20 protein-coding genes are annotated in these 17,407 nt (G+C 38.0%); 12 read left to right on the top strand and 8 right to left on the bottom strand.

Annotation, left to right across the window (positions count from 1 at the left end; all coding sequences use genetic code 11):
- Positions 1–104 precede the first annotated feature (104 nt).
- Entirely contained in the window at positions 105–275 is a 171-nt protein-coding gene (locus ACJVDK_RS14930; RefSeq protein WP_443937464.1) for a hypothetical protein, read from the bottom strand.
- Positions 276–548: 273 nt separating this feature from the next.
- Here ACJVDK_RS14930 and ACJVDK_RS14925 point away from each other — a divergent pair, with 273 nt between their 5' ends.
- Positions 549–1,586, top strand: coding sequence for a sensor histidine kinase (locus ACJVDK_RS14925; protein ID WP_443937463.1), 1,038 nt, complete (start codon positions 549–551; stop codon positions 1,584–1,586).
- A 43-nt stretch (positions 1,587–1,629) separates the two neighbouring features.
- Positions 1,630–2,385: a LytR/AlgR family response regulator transcription factor gene (locus tag ACJVDK_RS14920; protein WP_443937462.1), complete on the top strand. Its 756-nt coding sequence runs from the start codon at positions 1,630–1,632 to the stop codon at positions 2,383–2,385.
- Positions 2,386–2,391: 6 nt separating this feature from the next.
- On the opposite strand, the gene ACJVDK_RS14915 is transcribed toward ACJVDK_RS14920, so the two are convergent.
- The 3 genes from ACJVDK_RS14915 to ACJVDK_RS14905 form a co-directional block, all read right to left on the bottom strand.
- A complete protein-coding gene (locus tag ACJVDK_RS14915; protein ID WP_443937461.1) occupies positions 2,392–3,126 on the bottom strand; it encodes a lysophospholipid acyltransferase family protein in 735 nt (244 codons plus the stop codon).
- A 307-nt stretch (positions 3,127–3,433) separates the two neighbouring features.
- Positions 3,434–4,633 (bottom strand): DUF1501 domain-containing protein, encoded by a 1,200-nt coding sequence (locus ACJVDK_RS14910; RefSeq protein ID WP_443937460.1) that lies wholly within the window; start codon positions 4,631–4,633, stop codon positions 3,434–3,436.
- 40 nt (positions 4,634–4,673) lie between these two features.
- The gene (locus ACJVDK_RS14905; RefSeq protein WP_443937459.1) at positions 4,674–6,101 is read right to left on the bottom strand and encodes a DUF1800 domain-containing protein; all 1,428 of its coding nucleotides are present in this window, start codon (positions 6,099–6,101) and stop codon (positions 4,674–4,676) included.
- Positions 6,102–6,174: 73 nt separating this feature from the next.
- Here ACJVDK_RS14905 and aat point away from each other — a divergent pair, with 73 nt between their 5' ends.
- Positions 6,175–6,810: a leucyl/phenylalanyl-tRNA--protein transferase gene (gene aat, locus ACJVDK_RS14900; RefSeq protein ID WP_443937458.1), complete on the top strand. Its 636-nt coding sequence runs from the start codon at positions 6,175–6,177 to the stop codon at positions 6,808–6,810.
- On the opposite strand, the gene ACJVDK_RS14895 is transcribed toward aat, so the two are convergent.
- The 3 genes from ACJVDK_RS14895 to ACJVDK_RS14885 all read right to left on the bottom strand — a co-directional run bounded on the left by ACJVDK_RS14895 (position 6,800) and on the right by ACJVDK_RS14885 (position 9,289).
- Positions 6,800–7,408, bottom strand: coding sequence for a TMEM175 family protein (locus tag ACJVDK_RS14895; protein ID WP_443937457.1), 609 nt, complete (start codon positions 7,406–7,408; stop codon positions 6,800–6,802). The genes aat and ACJVDK_RS14895 overlap by 11 nt on opposite strands.
- Positions 7,409–7,420: 12 nt before the next feature.
- Entirely contained in the window at positions 7,421–8,203 is a 783-nt protein-coding gene (locus tag ACJVDK_RS14890) for a 3-keto-disaccharide hydrolase (protein ID WP_443937456.1), read from the bottom strand.
- Positions 8,204–8,458: 255 nt separating this feature from the next.
- Complete coding sequence (locus ACJVDK_RS14885) at positions 8,459–9,289, bottom strand: alpha/beta hydrolase (RefSeq protein WP_443937455.1); 831 nt, start codon at positions 9,287–9,289, stop codon at positions 8,459–8,461.
- Positions 9,290–9,490: 201 nt separating this feature from the next.
- On the opposite strand from ACJVDK_RS14885, the gene ACJVDK_RS14880 reads away from it, so the two are divergent.
- The 9 genes from ACJVDK_RS14880 to ACJVDK_RS14840 all read left to right on the top strand — a co-directional run bounded on the left by ACJVDK_RS14880 (position 9,491) and on the right by ACJVDK_RS14840 (position 16,802).
- Positions 9,491–10,198 (top strand): esterase family protein, encoded by a 708-nt coding sequence (locus ACJVDK_RS14880; protein WP_443937454.1) that lies wholly within the window; start codon positions 9,491–9,493, stop codon positions 10,196–10,198.
- Positions 10,199–10,244: 46 nt separating this feature from the next.
- A complete protein-coding gene (locus ACJVDK_RS14875) occupies positions 10,245–11,267 on the top strand; it encodes an ATP-grasp domain-containing protein (RefSeq protein ID WP_443937453.1) in 1,023 nt (340 codons plus the stop codon).
- 26 nt (positions 11,268–11,293) lie between these two features.
- Positions 11,294–12,400 (top strand): carboxylate-amine ligase, encoded by a 1,107-nt coding sequence (locus tag ACJVDK_RS14870; RefSeq protein WP_443937452.1) that lies wholly within the window; start codon positions 11,294–11,296, stop codon positions 12,398–12,400.
- A complete protein-coding gene (locus tag ACJVDK_RS14865; protein WP_443937451.1) occupies positions 12,393–13,211 on the top strand; it encodes a type 1 glutamine amidotransferase in 819 nt (272 codons plus the stop codon). The genes ACJVDK_RS14870 and ACJVDK_RS14865 overlap by 8 nt, the downstream gene beginning before the upstream one ends.
- Before the next feature lie 10 nt (positions 13,212–13,221).
- Positions 13,222–14,409 (top strand): hypothetical protein, encoded by a 1,188-nt coding sequence (locus ACJVDK_RS14860; protein WP_443937450.1) that lies wholly within the window; start codon positions 13,222–13,224, stop codon positions 14,407–14,409.
- A 254-nt stretch (positions 14,410–14,663) separates the two neighbouring features.
- Complete coding sequence (locus tag ACJVDK_RS14855; protein WP_443937449.1) at positions 14,664–15,251, top strand: Crp/Fnr family transcriptional regulator; 588 nt, start codon at positions 14,664–14,666, stop codon at positions 15,249–15,251.
- A gap of 105 nt (positions 15,252–15,356) precedes the next feature.
- The gene (locus ACJVDK_RS14850) at positions 15,357–15,887 is read left to right on the top strand and encodes a YceI family protein (protein WP_443937448.1); all 531 of its coding nucleotides are present in this window, start codon (positions 15,357–15,359) and stop codon (positions 15,885–15,887) included.
- A 41-nt stretch (positions 15,888–15,928) separates the two neighbouring features.
- On the top strand, positions 15,929–16,696 hold the full coding sequence (locus ACJVDK_RS14845) for a pirin family protein (RefSeq protein ID WP_443937447.1): 768 nt from the start codon (positions 15,929–15,931) through the stop codon (positions 16,694–16,696).
- A gap of 31 nt (positions 16,697–16,727) precedes the next feature.
- Entirely contained in the window at positions 16,728–16,802 is a 75-nt protein-coding gene (locus ACJVDK_RS14840; RefSeq protein WP_443940060.1) for a hypothetical protein, read from the top strand.
- A gap of 81 nt (positions 16,803–16,883) precedes the next feature.
- Here the strand turns inward: ACJVDK_RS14840 and ispF are convergent, their stop codons facing one another.
- Complete coding sequence (ispF, locus tag ACJVDK_RS14835; RefSeq protein WP_443937446.1) at positions 16,884–17,360, bottom strand: 2-C-methyl-D-erythritol 2,4-cyclodiphosphate synthase; 477 nt, start codon at positions 17,358–17,360, stop codon at positions 16,884–16,886.
- Between the last annotated feature and the right edge of the window lie 47 nt (positions 17,361–17,407).

Here is a 17,407-nt window from a genome sequence, read left to right as displayed (position 1 = left end):
TTCGCCCGGCAGACACATTTGCTACTTACTTTAACAGCAAGCCATGTGTCTTCTTCTATTTTATTGCATACAGCATATTGGCTATATGCTTGCACGCACAAGTATTAGTTAAATACTACCAACGCTTGTTTCACTGCTGAAACAGTTGTTTTAGCTGGCTTTACTACTACCTCATCTGTTTTTTGATTGGCATGAAGTGTAAGCGTAAATACCAAAGCCATAAATACAGGTACTAATAAAAGTAAGAATGGTGATGTGTTTGCTAAATTTTTCATTTTGTTTTCGTTTTACACTTCAAAGGAACTAAAGAAAATAATCCTACTAAAATCTATTATACCAAGTGTTTAAGATTCTAGATAAACAGCCAATTTGGGCGTTGGTCGATAAATTTTAACCGTTGGGCCGTTCGTAGAAAAAAAATGCCTGTTCGTAGATTCCATTATCGAAAGCGTAAAACTTTCCTTATTTTGGAGGCATCAAGTTGATCCAACTTTATGAAAGAAAATCAAAAGAAAAGAACCACATCATGCAGGTAAATTTTAACGTAGATGAAAAAAAGTAAAGCTCCAATTATATTAAACAGCCTTTTCTGGATTCTAATTCTATTGCTTATCGCTTTTGAGCTTTTTTCAAGCGATACTTCCCACATTACTTTTAAAGATTTCGTTTTAACATTTGGTGTTTTTGGCATTTTAAATCTTTCAACTTACTATGTAAATTATTTTTTCCTTATTCCGGGATTGATTAAAAAGCGAAAAAAATACTGGTTATACCTAATCGTTTTTTTTGTTTTAATCATTGGCGTCGCATTCTTAAAAACAGGTATTGCTGTTCTATATCCTACCGAACTATTGCAACATCTTAACCGAGAAGGTAAATTGCAAGATACCCCGGTTACAGATTTTGCGTTCGGATCTGCTTTTATTGCCGGCTTCTTTTTAATATCAAGTTGTATTATCCGCTTTACCATTGATTGGTTTGCCAGTGAGCGGATTCAACGAAATCTAGAAAGTGAAAGAAGAGAAATGGAGCTTCAATTTCTAAAATCGCAGTTAAACCCACATTTCCTATTCAATTCCTTAAACAACATTTACTCATTGGCCTATCAAAAATCGGAAAAAACAGCCGATGCCATTCTAAAACTTTCTGAAATTATGCGTTACATGATTTATGAAAGCAATACGCCCACCGTTTCTTTAAGCAAAGAGGTAGATTATTTAACCAGCTATATCGAGCTGCAAAGAATTCGTTTTAAAGATGGGGCCTATATTGAGTTAAGTTTAAATGGCGAAATTGACGACCAAAAAATTGTTCCGCTTATGCTGATTTCATTCGTTGAAAATGCATTTAAACACGGTATTGTAACCGACCCCCTTGACCCCGTTAAGATAAATATTTCTGCCAACCAAAAAATCTTGCATTTCAGCGTAATCAATAAAAAGGGAACACAAAATAAAGATGCTCAAGGCGGTGTTGGCTTAACCAATGTGGAAAGAAGATTACAACTCGTTTATCCGGACAGATATAAATTAAATGTTGTAAATTCGGCTACGCATTATATTTGCGAACTAATGATTGATATATAGGCCTCTGCAAAGGGCGTATGTATTGTTAAAAACCTAAACTATCATGAACTTAAATTGTATTGTTGTTGACGATGAGCCTCTTGCGCTTGATATTTTGGAAGATTACATTTCCAAAGTGCCTTTTTTAACCCTTGTTAAACGAAGCGAAAACCCTATCGAAGCATTGCAATTGGTTCAGACAGGTGGTATAGATTTAGTTTTTTTAGATATTCAAATGCCAGAATTAACCGGAATTCAGTTTTTAAAGATTGCAGGTAACAAATGTCATTACATTTTAACAACGGCCTATCCTGAGTATGCCCTCGAAAGTTACGATTTAAATGTGTCGGATTATTTGCTTAAGCCCATTGCTTTCGACCGCTTTTACAAAGCTGTAGAGAAGGTTCACAAATTGGTAAAACCTGCTGAAACACCTCAAGCTCAACCAGCTGTGGCGGCAGCAAACCCAAACATGGCTTTTGCAGGTTCAAACAACCCTATTCAAGATTTTATTTTTGTTAAAACGGAACATAAAATCCAAAAAATCTACTTGCACGAGATTTTATACATTGAAGGCTTAAAAGATTACATTTCTATTTTTACAAAAGATGAGCGCGTAATTACCTTACAGAGCATGAAAAAAATGGAAGAAGCATTGCCTGAAAGCCAATTTATCCGTGTTCACAAATCGTATATTGTAGCCATTGATAAAATAGAAAGTATAGAACGTAGCCGAATCAGCATTAACGATAAAACAATACCCGTTGGCGACACTTATCGCGATGAGTTCTTTAAAGTAATTGGCAATAAAAATATCTAATAGGAATTATTGCCCTAAAATCTTTTTGATGGCCAATTCGGCCTCTTCGGTTATTTCATTAGGTGTTTTTCCCTCGCCATCAATAGGCTTTAAAACCGTCCATTTTAAAGCGTTTCCGGTGGTTAGTGGAAAAGTGCCGAAGCGAACAATTTTCCATGAATTTTGAATTGCCACGGGTACAACCAAGGCATTTGGTACTACTTTTAAAATGGTGGCAATCCCCCCAAACTGAAAAGTTTTCACATTCCCATCTTTAGAACGGGTGCCTTCTGGAAAAATAACGGTACTCCAATTATTCTCTTTCATTCTTCGGCCTAACTTAATAATTTCAGAAATAGCCTGCTTATTATCTTTTCTGTTGATGTTAGCGCCGCCACCCAAGCGTAAGTTAATGGAAATGGAAGGGATACCTTTTGCTAACTCTATTTTTGAAATAAATTTAGCATGGTATTTACGCAAAAACCAAATGAGGGATGGTATATCGTACATACTTTGGTGATTCGCCGTAAAAATGATGGGTCTATCGGTAGGTAAATCGAACGAATTTTCAAATCGGATAGAATTACACAGAATAAGTTGTGTGTAGGTTAAAAAAAAATTTAATACATCAACCGATTTTTTGTGTGCTTTATATCCAAATAGCTTATACGCTACCCATTGAATGGGATGAAAAACGCAAAGCGTTAAACCAAAAGCCAAGTAAAAAAACGGAGTTAGCAAGTACCCAAAAAATTTGCTCATGTGTATATCTTTTCTTCCGCAAAGATATAAAATTGTTTAATGTGCCAATCTTTAAACCTAAAATCAGTGTGAAGCTGGACGTAAGAGTTTAGATATTCTGTTTTTTTTGCCACAGAATACACTGAAAAGGTATTTCACCACATAGAAGGCGCATAGAAACATAGACCAAATAGAGAAAGGAACCCGTAAAAAGCAAAAATTATTCTGTGATTTCTGAGCATCTGTGGCAATATTTAAAGCGCGCTCCATTAAAACAAAAAAGCCTGTCCAACAAAATTGAACAGGCTTTTAAAGAAAAAATACAGAACTAAATAAAATCCAACGTATTGAACTTTTTATTCAAAATATCGGCATTGTTTACATCGAGCCATTTATCGAGAATGGTGCCGTAAACTTGCCTGAAATCGATTTGGTATTTTAAATCACCCGAAGATAAATCGCTTAAATTTGGCGAGTCATTGTAAATACCTTGTTTTTTTAAGCGCCCCCCAAAAACGAACATGTTATTGGCCGTTCCATGGTCGGTACCATTGCTGTAATTTTGCTCTACGCGACGGCCAAATTCTGAAAAGGTGATAACTAAGGTATCGTCTAATTTATTGTTCGTTTTTAAATCTTTAATAAATGCTGCCATGGCTTCGCTGTATTGTTTTAGCAAGTTGCCTTGTTGAGTGATTTGATTTACATGGGTATCGAAACCACTTAAGGATACGTAATACACGCGTGTTTGTAAACCCGACGAAATAAACTTAGATACAGTTTTTAATTGGTTAGCAAAACCTGTTGTTGGGTACGCAAAGGTAGATTGGTATACTTTGGAGGTATTTTGAATATAATTTGCCGATGAAGATGTTTCAATCATCGTTTTGTATAAATAGCCCAAATTATCTTCATCCAAGTGCTCTTTATCGTTTTGCAACATGGCTTTGAAAAAAGGATTGTTGGTGTTGCGATACAGCGCACTCGGGTCTTTTAAGGCAATGCCTTTCTTGCTCTGTCCTTTCATAGCGAGCGACAAAGTATCGTCTACTTCAATGGCCGTATAGGGATATTTACATGTTTGGCAGTTGCTATCGAGGTACCGACCAATCCATCCAGTAGATAAGAACTGATTGCTATCGCTTCCGCTTTGCCAAATGTCCATTGACCTAAAGTGTGAGCGATCGGGATTGGGATAACCTACGTCGTTAATAATGGTCATCCATCCTTGATCGTATATTTCTTGCAATGCGGCCATGTTCGGGTTTAAGCCCTGCATATCGTTTAACTTAATAACCTGATTGGTCGGAATGGCAATGCTTTTTCGCTTTTGATAGTAAAGATCGTTTCCGTGGGGTACTACAGTATTTAAACCATCGTTTCCGCCTGAAAGCTGTACTACAACCAAGTTTTTATACAAACTTAGCTCATCTAATGCCATGGCCTCGAGTGGTTTCATAAAAGCCGGTACAAACAATGAACCTGCGGCCACAAAACCTGTATTTCTTAAAAAATTTCTTCTATTCATGTTCTTGTTCTTTTAGGTTGATTTTACAATCGGCCTGTTTTTAACAAAGTTGATATTCAGGAGTGCTCGTTACTTCTACGGCGGTGCTACGCAATCCCTTATTATCGGAAATCATTTGTGTTAATTTCTGATTTAATGGAGCATGTAAAAGAAATTGAGCCAACTCGAGTGGTTTTAAATCTTTTGGCAAGCCTCCCATTACTTTTTGCCAATTGGCACTTGCATCTACAAATGACTTTACAGCCTTTTGTTTGGTGGTTCTGTTTAATGCAATTATGGCCTCATCTTCAGGATCGGCTTTGCCGCTAAAATCGATTTCGCCATCGTTTAAAATTAAAGATGGAATGCGCATACGCAGCATGAGCGATGAACTATCAATCCAGTTTTGTCCTCCAGGCCAACCGGCTACATTTGGTGGATTAAAGAGGTACTGACCCAAGCTGGTTTGCAATTGAATTAAAACTTGGGGTTTATTATAGGTAACATAAAAATCGCGACTTAACCCCACAATAAGTTCGGTAGGAGATTTAATTTTTGTACCCACGTTTTCAGGGCTATAAAACCAATCTGATTTCAACATCATTTTCATGAGTTTCGTCAAATCGTATTTATTTGCATAGAAGTAGTCGGCCATTTCTTTTACATGCGTCTCGTTGGGTATATCATTTACGAAGAACTTATAAAGCTTACGCGAAATAAAGGTGGCTGTTTCAGGTTTTTCTAAAATAATATCGATAATATCTTCGCCTTGGAAATTGCCTGTTTTTCCGAAAAAGGTTTTGCTTCCTTCATCGTGATTCTTTTCACGAAACACAAACGCACCCTCTTTTTCATAGCTCCAACCGGTGAAAGCACGTGCCGATTCTTTGATGTCATTCTCTGAATAATTACCACGGCCTAGGGTAAAAAGTTCCATCAGCTCACGTGCAAAATTTTCATTCGGTTTTCCTTTTCGATTTTGTTGATTATTCAAATACTGCAACATGGCAGGCGATTTGGATACTTCTATTAACAATTTTCGGAAATTACCTAAGGCATACTCACGCTGAACATTGTTTAATTGCTGTGCAAATAAAGGATTGTTGGATCGACATGCGAAATGTCCATGCCAAAAAAGCGTCATTTTCTCTTGCAATGGCGATGCGGTATTAATCATTTTATTAATCCAGCCAATGTTTAAATCGCGGCTCTTTTCATTTTGCATACGAATAATATCTCGACGCATTTTAGATTCTTCCTCTGTCAATTGCTTTTTTTGATAAAGGCCAGCTTGCATGATCATTTCGCGTCGCGATTCTTCCCCATCAACAATGGTTAAATCGCCATCTTTTTTCGCCTCTTTAAAGAGAGAATCGACCACTTTATCTAAGTTTTTCTTGCTTACATCCTCTAAATCCGGATACGTAATCCCGAATCCGGCCCGAGCATATAAGTGCTTAACTTTTATTCGGTTATCTTTGGCTATCATGGCTCATATTTTTACTGTATGACATAAATAAAACGTTAGGGTTTAATCTTTGTTTTGTTTATTAACTTCGTGCATGTTTTTTCAATTACTGGAAGATGATTACAATTTCCCTGACCCAGCTTTAGCCGAAGAAGATGGACTTTTAGCCATTGGTGGCGATTTAAGCCTGGAGCGTTTGCTTACTGCCTATTCAAGCGGTATTTTCCCCTGGTTTAGTGAAAATGATCCTATTTTATGGTATTCGCCTCACGAGCGTTGTGTTATTTATCCAGAAAAAATTAAGATTAGTAAAAGCATGAAAAAAATTCTTGCGGAGAACACCTTTCACATTACGCTGAACCAAGCTTTTGAGCAGGTTATTGTAAACTGCGCAAACACCCCCCGTAAAGATCAAGATGGCACATGGATTACCTCTGAAATGCAAAAAGCATACATCCATTTACACCAAAAAGGATTTGCCCACAGTGTAGAAGTTTGGCAAAAAGAAGAGTTGGTTGGCGGGCTGTATGGGCTTAAAATAAATGGTGTTTTTTGTGGAGAAAGTATGTTTAGCCATGTAAGTAATGCTTCGAAAGCTGCCCTCATTTACTTGAGCCAAACCAATATTCAATTAATTGATTGCCAACTCCCGAACAATCACTTGCTAAGTATGGGAGCTGAAATGATTGATCGAACTGCTTATGAAAAAATATTACATGCTACGCTTTAGTTTCTTCCTGATTTTCTAACCCATTTTGATGCATAGCATGTTCGATTCGCTTATCGGGGATTAACCAAATACAGGCCACAACAGAATAAAAAAATACGCCAATCCAAGGCGAAACAAAACTGAGACAAATGCCCAGCAGATAAATTATTGCAGAAAGAATACCCTTTTTATCATTCCCAATGGCTTTAACCACCAATGAGTTTTCACCATCAGTTTTTTTAATGGTTAATACCAAAATGTAATAGGCTGTTGCGGCTAAGAAAAGAACAAGTCCATAAACAATTACCGGCCACAAACTAAAATGATGTTCCCCCATCCAACCGGTCGTTACCGGGAACAAGGATAACCAAAATAATAAATGCAAATTGGCCCAAAGCACCTTTCCACTCACCTTTTTTACAGCATGTAATAAATGATGATGGTTATTCCAATAGATACCTACATAAATAAAGCTTAACACGTAACTTAAAAATTTAGGGATTAAGGGCTTAAGCGCAGCCAAATCAATCCCCTCTGGCACCTTAATCTCCAGTACCATAATTGTAATAATGATGGCAAAAACACCATCGCTAAACGCTTCTAAACGTCCTTTATTCATTGTATGAAAAGATTAAAGTTCTCTGACCCAAATATTCCGAAAGCTGATTGCTGCACTGGGATCGCCATGATCTTGCAATTTAATGGAGGTTGATCCATGTTTTTTATAGGAAGGTTCCCCAATCCATTTAGTTTCTCCCTTCAATTCAAAATTATTTTGAAGCAATACACCGTTTAGCAAAACAGTTACGCGGGCTGGCGATTTCAAACTTCCATCTTCATGAAAGCGAGGCGCCGTCCAAATGATATCGTAATACTGCCATTCACCTGGTTTTTTATTGGCATTCGCCAATGGAATCGCTTGTTTGTATACGCTTCCTGTTTGCCCGTTTACATACGTTTTATTTTTGTACACATCCAAAATTTGAATTTCATACCCATTATCGCCTTTACCCGTTGAGGCTAAAAAAATTCCACTATTACCCCGCGCTTGTCCTTCTCCTTGAATATTGCTTGGAATTTTCCATTCCAAATGAAGTTGATAATCGAGGAATTTTTTATTCGTCTCAATATTTCCAGTTCCTTTTTTAACCGTAAAAAAACCATCATCAATCGTCCAACCTGCCGGATTTGAGGGGTTATTTACCGAATGCCAAGCATCCAAATTCCTTCCATTAAATAAAATAATCGCATCCGATGGTGCGTCTTGTGGCAGTACTCCTGGTGAGACTAGTTTTGGTACCGGTTCCCATATTTCTGTTTTGGCTGCTTCCTCTGCCGGATTCGTTTTTTTCTCTTGCGCTACTACAGCACTTACGAAAAAAGTAGCAATCAATAATACTGTATACTTTTTCATGTTCCTGATAAAACTTAAATATAGCCCGTTTATCTATAAACCCAAATTATCCGACAGGAATTTAGTGAAAAAGATTTTTAATAACTTTCTAAGTTTTTGTTTTGAGCAAAGGGAGCCTTGTGCGCATAGCGGCCTAGCTAGATTGACAAAGGCTTTTGGCTACTTTTGGCCTTCAAAAGTAAATTGGCCTGCTGGCAAGAGGCAAGCAAGAAAAAAGCTATTTTTATTCTTATGTCGAATGATTTTTATGTAAAATTATTCTTCGCCAAAAGCCCAATTTAAAAAAGCAGGCATTACCGATTCCCAGGTAGCTACATTATGTTTGCCACCCACTTTTTCAAAATACGTAACCTGTTCATTTCGTTTATATCCCTTTGCTACCAATGCTTTAATAACATCAATGGTGTCGTCAATAGAGTCAATAATTCGATTGTTATTTCGATCTGCTTTCTCATCTTCGGTTCCGGTCATTAACCAAAACTTCATATCTACTTTGGTATTGGTTTCGTTTATTAGGGCATGTAAAATACGATCAGCATCGGTGTATCCATTCATTAAATCCTTTTTCCGCCACCAAAAAGCTCCCGAAAAAACCCCTATTGCATCAAATACCTGGGGATGATTCCAAGCAATATCAAAGGCAGATACTCCTCCTAAAGAAAACCCAGCAAAAATTTTTTTACCGAAAAATGGTCGTTCAATTTTTTCATTAATGAAAGGTAACAACTCTTGAACAACAAAATCAGCATAGGTCTGTGCGAGCGCTCCACGACCTTTAAAATCAGCTTGACGCGCAACACCGTATTCCATTAATCTATTATCCGATGCATGAATGGCTACCACTACCAAACGGCTATATTGTTTTTTAAGATGAAGTGTTTCTAAAAGTTGAGAAAAAGCCATCTTTGCTACATCTTGTCCATCGTTTAGGAGTAGAAGTTCAAACTTTTCATTACCATCTATATCCTCCGGAACATAAAAATCAACTACTACCGCTCGTTTTAAAAATGACGAGAAAACACTAAATCCACAAACTTTAAACCTTACCTTCGAATCCTCTGTATACATATCTACCGCTATAGGCATTGCGCTAAAGCAAGCACAAACCCGACTTTATTTAACAAAGGTACAATTAATGCCTAAACTATGCTTCAAACAGCCCCAATTTCACGCGGTTTCATTCCAAGAAATAGCGTATATTCTTCATCTCGACGAGGTTAAATTTAACTTATAGATATTCTTTATCTTAAATTAAATCACTATCTTAAACCTATAAAATAACGCGGTATGATAAAGGAAGAACATAAAAAATGGTATAGCCCGAATTTAAGCGGCGAAATTGATATGCTCACTTTTGGTCACAGCGGTATCCCTATTCTGCTGTTCCCAACCAGCATGGGTCGATATTTCGAAAACAAAGATTTCAAATTAATAGATTCTATTGAAGGATTTATTAGCGAAGGAAAAGTTAAGGTATATTGTCCAGACGGTGTAGATCAATTAAGCTGGTACAACAAAGGCATACACCCATCAGCACGCGTAAAAAACCACATTTGGTACGACAAATATTTGTTGGAAGAAGTGGCTCCTTTGGCTCGAAACGAAACCGGACACCAAAAAATTATTACCGCCGGATGTAGTTTTGGAGGATATCATGCCGCAAATTTTGCCTTCCGACATCCTTGGCTAGTCAGTCACTTATTTAGCATGAGCGGCGCCTTCGACATTACAGGGCAACTTGACGGTTTTTACAACGATGACGTTTATTTTAACAACCCTGTCGATTACGTTCCAAACAACAGTAATCCGGAGTTGCACTACTTAAAAATTGTTTTAGGAACCACCGATCGCGACATGTGTAAACCTGACAACGAACGTCTTTCTCAAATTTTAGCCCAAAAAGGAATCGATCATTGGTTGGATATCCGACCAAATGCCGATCACGACTGGCCCATTTGGCGCGAAATGTTCCCCAGCTATGTCGCACAATTATAAACTTTCATCTGCCAATAGCCAATAAATTAAATAATCTACATAACCAATGAAAAAAATAGGGATTTTATTTGGTCAGGAGCGTTCGTTTCCTGCCGCAGTTATTGAACGTATCAATCAAAAAGCCGAGAAAGAAATTACTGCTGAAGCGGTTAAAATTGACAAAATATTTCAAAATGCCCCACTCGATTATGCTGTTATTATCGATCGAATTTCACAAGATGTTCCTTTTTATCGCGCATCGCTAAAAAATGCCGCGATTACCGGAACTGCAGTCATTAACAATCCCTTTTGGTGGAGTGCCGACGAGAAATTTTTCAATAATGCACTAGCCGAACAAATTGGTGTTCCTGTTCCTAAAACCGCTTTAATCCCTTCTCGTCAACATCCAACCGGAACTACTTCTGAATCATTTAGTAACTTAATCATGCCTTTCGATTGGGACACTATTTTTAATTACGTCGGTTTTCCGGCTTACATGAAACCTTTTGATGGTGGAGGCTGGCGCGATGTGTATAAATTAACCGATAAAGAAGATTTTTTTGCCAAGCACAGCGGAACCGAACAATTGGTTATGCTTTTACAAGAAGAAATTATTTTTGAAGAATACTTTAGATGCTATTGTATTGGCGGAAAGCATGTACGCATTATGGCCTACGACCCGCGTAACCCACACAATTTACGCTACACAACCGACAAAGCGCCTGCAAACGAAAAATTACTCAAAACCATTGAGGATTATACCCTTAAGTTGTGCCAATATCTTGGTTACGATTTTAATACCGTTGAGTTTGCTGTTCGCGATGGAATCCCTTATGCTATCGACTTTTGTAACCCTGCCCCAGATGCCGATTTAAATAGTGTTGGGCAAGAAAACTTTGATTGGGTGGTAGAAACAACGGCCAATTACGCAATAGAACGTGCTAAAGCACAAAAACCGGGACAAGATAACTTAACTTGGGGTATGTATCTAAAAACCGTCCTGGCAGGGAAAGCACTAACCGCACCAACTAAACTTCCAGTGGCTAAAAAAACGCCAACAAAACCAAAAAAAGAAATCGTTAAGAAATAAAAAAGGGATTACTAAAACCATAAGCGATGAATGAATTTACCTTAGGAATAGAGGAAGAATACATGGTAATTGATCCCGTTACCAGAGAGCTAACCTCACACGACCAAAAAATTGTAGAAGCAGCGCAAAAAATATTAAAAGACCAAGTCAAAGCAGAAATGCATCAAGCCGTGGTCGAAGTGGGCACCGGCATTTGTAAAAACACCGGTCAGGCGCGGCAAGAAATTTCGCAGCTGCGCTACACCGTTTCGCAACTTGCTGGTGAAATCGGTTTACGGATAGGCGCTGCTGGCACCCATCCTTTCTCACATTGGGAAAAACAGCTCATTACGGAACATCCCCGCTACAACGAAATTGTAAATGAGTTACAAGAAGCCGCGCGTTCCAATTTAATTTTTGGCTTACATGTACACGTGGGTTTCCAAACACGCGAACTAGCAATTCACATTGCCAACCAGGTGCGCTACTTTCTGCCACATGTTTTTGCACTTTCAGCCAATTCACCTTTTTGGGAAGGCAGGAACACCGGCTATAAATCGTACAGAACCAAGGTTTTCGATAAATTTCCGCGCACAGGTATACCCGATGTTTTTAATAGCATTGAGGATTACGACAACTACGTGAAACTGTTAATTAAAACCAATTGCATGGATAATGCAAAGAAAATTTGGTGGGACATTCGCGTGCATCCTTTTTTTGATACCATTGAGTTTCGGATTTGTGACTGTCCCATGCTCATCGATGAAACCATGGCCTTTACCGCACTTTTTCAAGCGCTTTGTGCAAAGCTGTATAAATTGCGGCTTCAAAACATGAAATTCATCAGTTATTCCAGAGCCTTGATAAACGAAAATAAATGGCGCGCCGCCCGCTATGGAATTGATGGAAACCTCATTGATTTCGGGAAGGAAATGGAAGTAAATTGTCGCAATTTGGTGCTCGAATTACTCGATTTTATCGACGATGTAGTGGATGAATTAGGTTGTCGCGAGGATTTAAATTACATCCACAAAATACTGGAAAATGGCACCGGTGCCGACCGACAATTAGCGGTCTTCCAACAAACAGGAAGTTTTGAATCAGTAGTTGATTTCATCACCACACAAACACTTATTGGTGCGAATAATGGATAAAAGAACGTTAAAAGTGGCTGTAATTGATATGAATAATGGCGCAGCAAACCAAGGAATGCGGGGGATTGAAGAAATCTTAAACCGATTTTCTGAACAGCGTGGAGTGCCTTTAAGTTATTCTATTTTTGATTTGCGGCAAAAGTCTGAAATCCCAGACCTCTCTTTTGACACGTACATTTCTAGCGGGGGCCCCGGTAGCCCTATCGAAAGCAAAGGAGAAGCATGGGAAAATTCCTTCTTCGCACTACTGGATGACATCGAAAAACACAACGCCTCTAGCCCACAACTAAAAAAATATGCTTTTTTAATTTGTCATTCCTTTCAATTGGCTTGTCGAAAATTTAATCTTGGAAAAGTAACAGAACGTAAATCAAATGCATTCGGAATATTCCCAATAACCTTAACGGAATCAGGAACAAACGATGAAATTTTTAATGGCATCACCAACCCTTTCTTCTCGGTAGATAGTCGCGATTGGCAAGTGATTAAACCCAATAAAGAAGCTTTTACCAAAAAAGGGGCGCAACTTTTAGCCATTGAAAAAGAGCGAAAACATATAGCCCTCGAGCGCTGCATGATGGCCATTCGCTTTTCAAATGAAATTATTGGCACGCAATTTCATCCAGAAGCCGACCCAGTTGGAATGAAAATGTACTTGCTGCAGGAGGACAAGAAAAAAGCCATTATCGAACTTCATGGCGAAGAAAAATACATTGGCATGCTCAAAAGTGTAGATGATCCTGAACGAATTTCATTAACGCAAAAAACCATACTGCCCAATTTTTTGCATAAAGCATGGAATAACCATTAAAAATTGCCGAATGATACCATACCATCGTCAAAAATACAATGCACAATTTACGGATGAAAAATACCGTTCTTTTTTACAAAACCTACCAATTGGCACAACTGAAATCCCTTTTCGTGTAGCCGAAACGCCAATTTTTATTCCAAAGAAATTAAAAGAAAAGTTAATTGCCGCAGGCGATGAAATTATCAACTTCATTAAACGCGATGATTTCAAAACACGAACAGAAAACGCCATCCCTCTGGAATGGAAAGTACCCAATGAAAATCAGCATCCGCACTTTCTAACCTTCGATTTCGGCATTTGCAAAAATGAAAACGGTGAATTATCGCCTATGCTTATCGAAATGCAAGGCTTCCCTTCACTGTATGGCTTTCAACAACACTTAGCCGAAAAATTTCGCCAGTCTTTTTCGATTGATGAAAATCTTGATTTTTATTTCGAGCCATTTAATGAAGAAAAATACATCCACTTACTTAAAGAAGTTATTATTGGGGATCATCAGCCCCATGAAGTTGCACTTATGGATCTGGATGCTTGGGAACAAAAAACAGCGATTGATTTTCTCGTGACGCAAAAATTATTGGGCGTCAAAATTTTAGCGCTAAACGAGATTAAGCAAATTGGAAAGCAGCTTTTTTATGAAGAAAATGGTAAGACCATCCAGCTCAAACGAATTTACAATCGATTAATCTTTGATGAAATAGCCGAAAAAACTGATATTTTCCAAACAGCATTCGACCCACGCCAAGCGCTAGAAATTGAATGGATTACACATCCAAATTGGTTTTACCGTATCAGCAAATACACTATGCCGTTTTTAAAAAGTGTGTTTGTCCCAGAAACATTTTTCCTACACGAGATAGAAAACATTCCTTCCGATTTAGAAAACTACGTTTTAAAGCCGCTCTTTTCTTTTGCCGGAATGGGCGTACTTATTGATGTTACACAACAAGATATAAAGGCTATTCCTGATCCTGAAAATTGGATTTTACAAAAAAAAGTTGTCTATGAGCCCGCTATTGTTGCCCCAAATGGCTTGGTTAAAACCGAAATTAGACTGATGTACTTGTGGCCCGATAACGGCGAGCCCCAGCTATGCATCAATTTAGCTAGACTGAGTAAAGGGAAAATGATTGGTGTACGCTACAATGCCAATTTTGACTGGGTGGGGGGAAGCGTTGGCTTTATGGAAAAATAATATTTCCTTCGCCTGCAATGTTGTCAACTTGTAATAATTTACATTAAACTGGATGGAAAATTCCTTTAAGCGCTTATATTTGTTTTGTGAACATACAAGCAATATTTGTCTTTATATTTTTCTTAGCGGCTTTATTTTATGTCGGGCGTTTAGCATATCGATCGCTTCAAGTAAAAAAAGACGGTTGCGGTGGCAATTGCAAATGCAGCGCAGATTTTTCAAACATTCAGCAAAAAAAATAATTATTTTACTACATGATTCATCAGTTTAAAAATTACCTCAAAGAAAAAATAAATATAACTGATGAGCAATTTGATAGTATTTCTGCTGTTTTAAGGGTTAAGAAATTCGAAAAAGGAGAAGTCATCCAATTTAAAGGCGATAAGCTTAGTCATGGTTTTTTTGTTGGAAAGGGTCTATTGCGCTCGTATTCCATCGATTCAAAAGGAAAAGAACATATTTTACAATTTGCACCAGAGAACTGGCTTATTTCCGACCGGAATAACATGAATAATGAGGCCTCTGTTTTTTTTATCGATGCCATTGAAGCAAGCGAAGCGGTGATAATGCCAAACGATTTCTTAGAAGAAGCAGCCCGTCAGGTTCCGTGTTTACAACCCATGCACGTCCGCTTGTTAAACAATTCTATCCGCTTTATGCAGCGAAGAATCAACATGCTTTTAAGTTCAACTGCTGAAGAACGGTATTTAGATTTCATTAAACTTTACCCCAATCTTACCTTGCGTGTTCCCCAATGGATGATTGCTTCCTATTTGGGTATTACACCTGAATCTTTGAGTCGGGTACGTAAAGAACTGGCAAACAAACACTTTAAAGTTTAACACCTTCTTTTTTAAAAAATCATAATTACTTAACATACATCAAGTTGCATATAAAACCTATGCGGTAATTTTGTGTTATTAATTATAACATAAACACAAAAAAATATGGCAACTACAAAATGGACTTTAGATCCAACCCACAGCGAATTACAATTTAAAGTAAAACATTTAATGATTACTACAGTAACCGGTAGTTTAAAATCGTTTTCAGCAGAATTAACCACCGAAGAAGATGATTTTTCGAACGCACAAATCTCATTCAAAGGAGAAATCAATTCGATTGACACCGGCAACAACGATCGTGATAATCATTTAAAAAGTGGTGACTTTTTTGACGCTGAAAAATATCCTGAGATGGTTTTCAATTCTACATCTGTTGAAAAAGACGGCGATGACATCATCGTTTCTGGCGATTTAACCATTAAAAGCGAAACCAAAAAAGTAAAATTAACAGCTGAATTTGGGGGTATTGCAACCGATCCTTGGGGTAACACAAAAGCTGGTTTTACTTTAAGTGGTAAAATAAACCGTACTGACTTTGGTTTAACTTGGAATGCAGCCTTAGAAACTGGTGGCGTTATGGTAAGCGAAGAAGTTCGTTTAGTTGGCGAATTGCAATTCGTTAAACAAGCATAACATACATAGAACATACATCTTTTAATTTCCATCTCATTCAAATGGAAACAGCAACAAAAAAATTGCAGGTGTTAAAAGCACCTGCACCTCATATGGTAGGCGATGGTTTTCGTGTTCACAATTTCTTCCCTAGCGGGCATGAAATAAACATGAGCCCATTTTTCCTACTAGATTATGGTTCAAAAATTGAATTTTCGGCAAGAAAAGAGCCGAGAGGTGTGGGCGTACATCCACACCGTGGATTCGAGACCGTTACCATTGCGTATCAAGGAGCAGTAGCCCATCACGATAGTGCAGGGAACAGTGGCGTCATTTATCCTGGCGACGTACAGTGGATGACTGCCGGAAGTGGCATTCTACATAAAGAGTATCACGAGGAAAATTATAGTCTACAGGGAGGACCTTTTCAGATGGTTCAACTGTGGGTAAATCTTCCTGCGAAAAATAAAATGAATGCGCCAAAATATCAGGCAATCAAACAAAGCGAAATGGCACATTTTTTACTTCCAGAAAATGGCGGTAAAATAGAAATCATTGCGGGTCATTATCAAGGCATAGCAGGAAGTGCGAGTACTTTTAGTCCAATAGAAGTATACAATGCCCGCTTAAATAGCGGGGCAAAGGCAAACTTTAACTTCCCAAGTAATTATAACACGGGGTTCATGGTAATAGAGGGCTCCATAAAGATTAACAATTCGGAAATCGCAGCGGCGGATGACTTTGTTTATTTTGGTACTCCAAAAGATGAAATTACCGTGGAGGCTATAGAAAACACCGTAGTTTTGGTCCGTAAGTGGCGAACCTATTGATGAGCCTCTTGTAGCATATGGTCCTTTTTTAATGAACACCGAAGAGGAAATTCATCAGGCCATTGCCGATTATAACCAAGGAAAATTCGGATATTTAGAGGAATAATTTCCCTTTTCTAAATCCGTCAACATAACAAACTGTTCGCTTAGCCATTAAAAATAAGGGAACAGTTTTATCGAGTTGATGTTACTTTTCGATAAGACAAACTGCATACGCAACAACACCTTCCTCGCGTCCAACAAAGCCCATTTGCTCGTTGGTTGTGGCTTTAATAGAAATATCCTCTGTAGAAATACCAATTGCTTTGGCGATGTTTTCTTGCATGGCCGGAATATGCGGATTTATTTTAGGTGCCTCTAAGCACAACATGGCATCGATATTGCCTACATTCCATCCTTTTTCAGCCAATAACTTAACGGTTTCTTGTAGTAAAATAAGACTACTTATCCCCTTCCATCGATCATCGGTATTTTTAAAATGGAAACCAATGTCGCGAAGATTTGCCGCTCCCAAAAGCGCATCGCAAATGGCGTGCAACAATACATCGGCATCCGAATGCCCAAAGGCCCCCTTATGGTGTTCTAAAGTAACACCACCAACTACAAAAGGATGCTGATCTTTCAATTGATGAACATCAAATCCAAAACCTACTCTAATTTTCATGAATTATCTTATGGGCTTAAGCAATCGGACATGAAAATTTCATGCTC

This window comes from Pedobacter paludisoli (assembly GCF_052344095.1).
In the GTDB taxonomy this organism is placed as follows: domain Bacteria; phylum Bacteroidota; class Bacteroidia; order Sphingobacteriales; family Sphingobacteriaceae; genus Pedobacter.
This window is presented reverse-complemented; position numbering and strand designations above follow the sequence as displayed.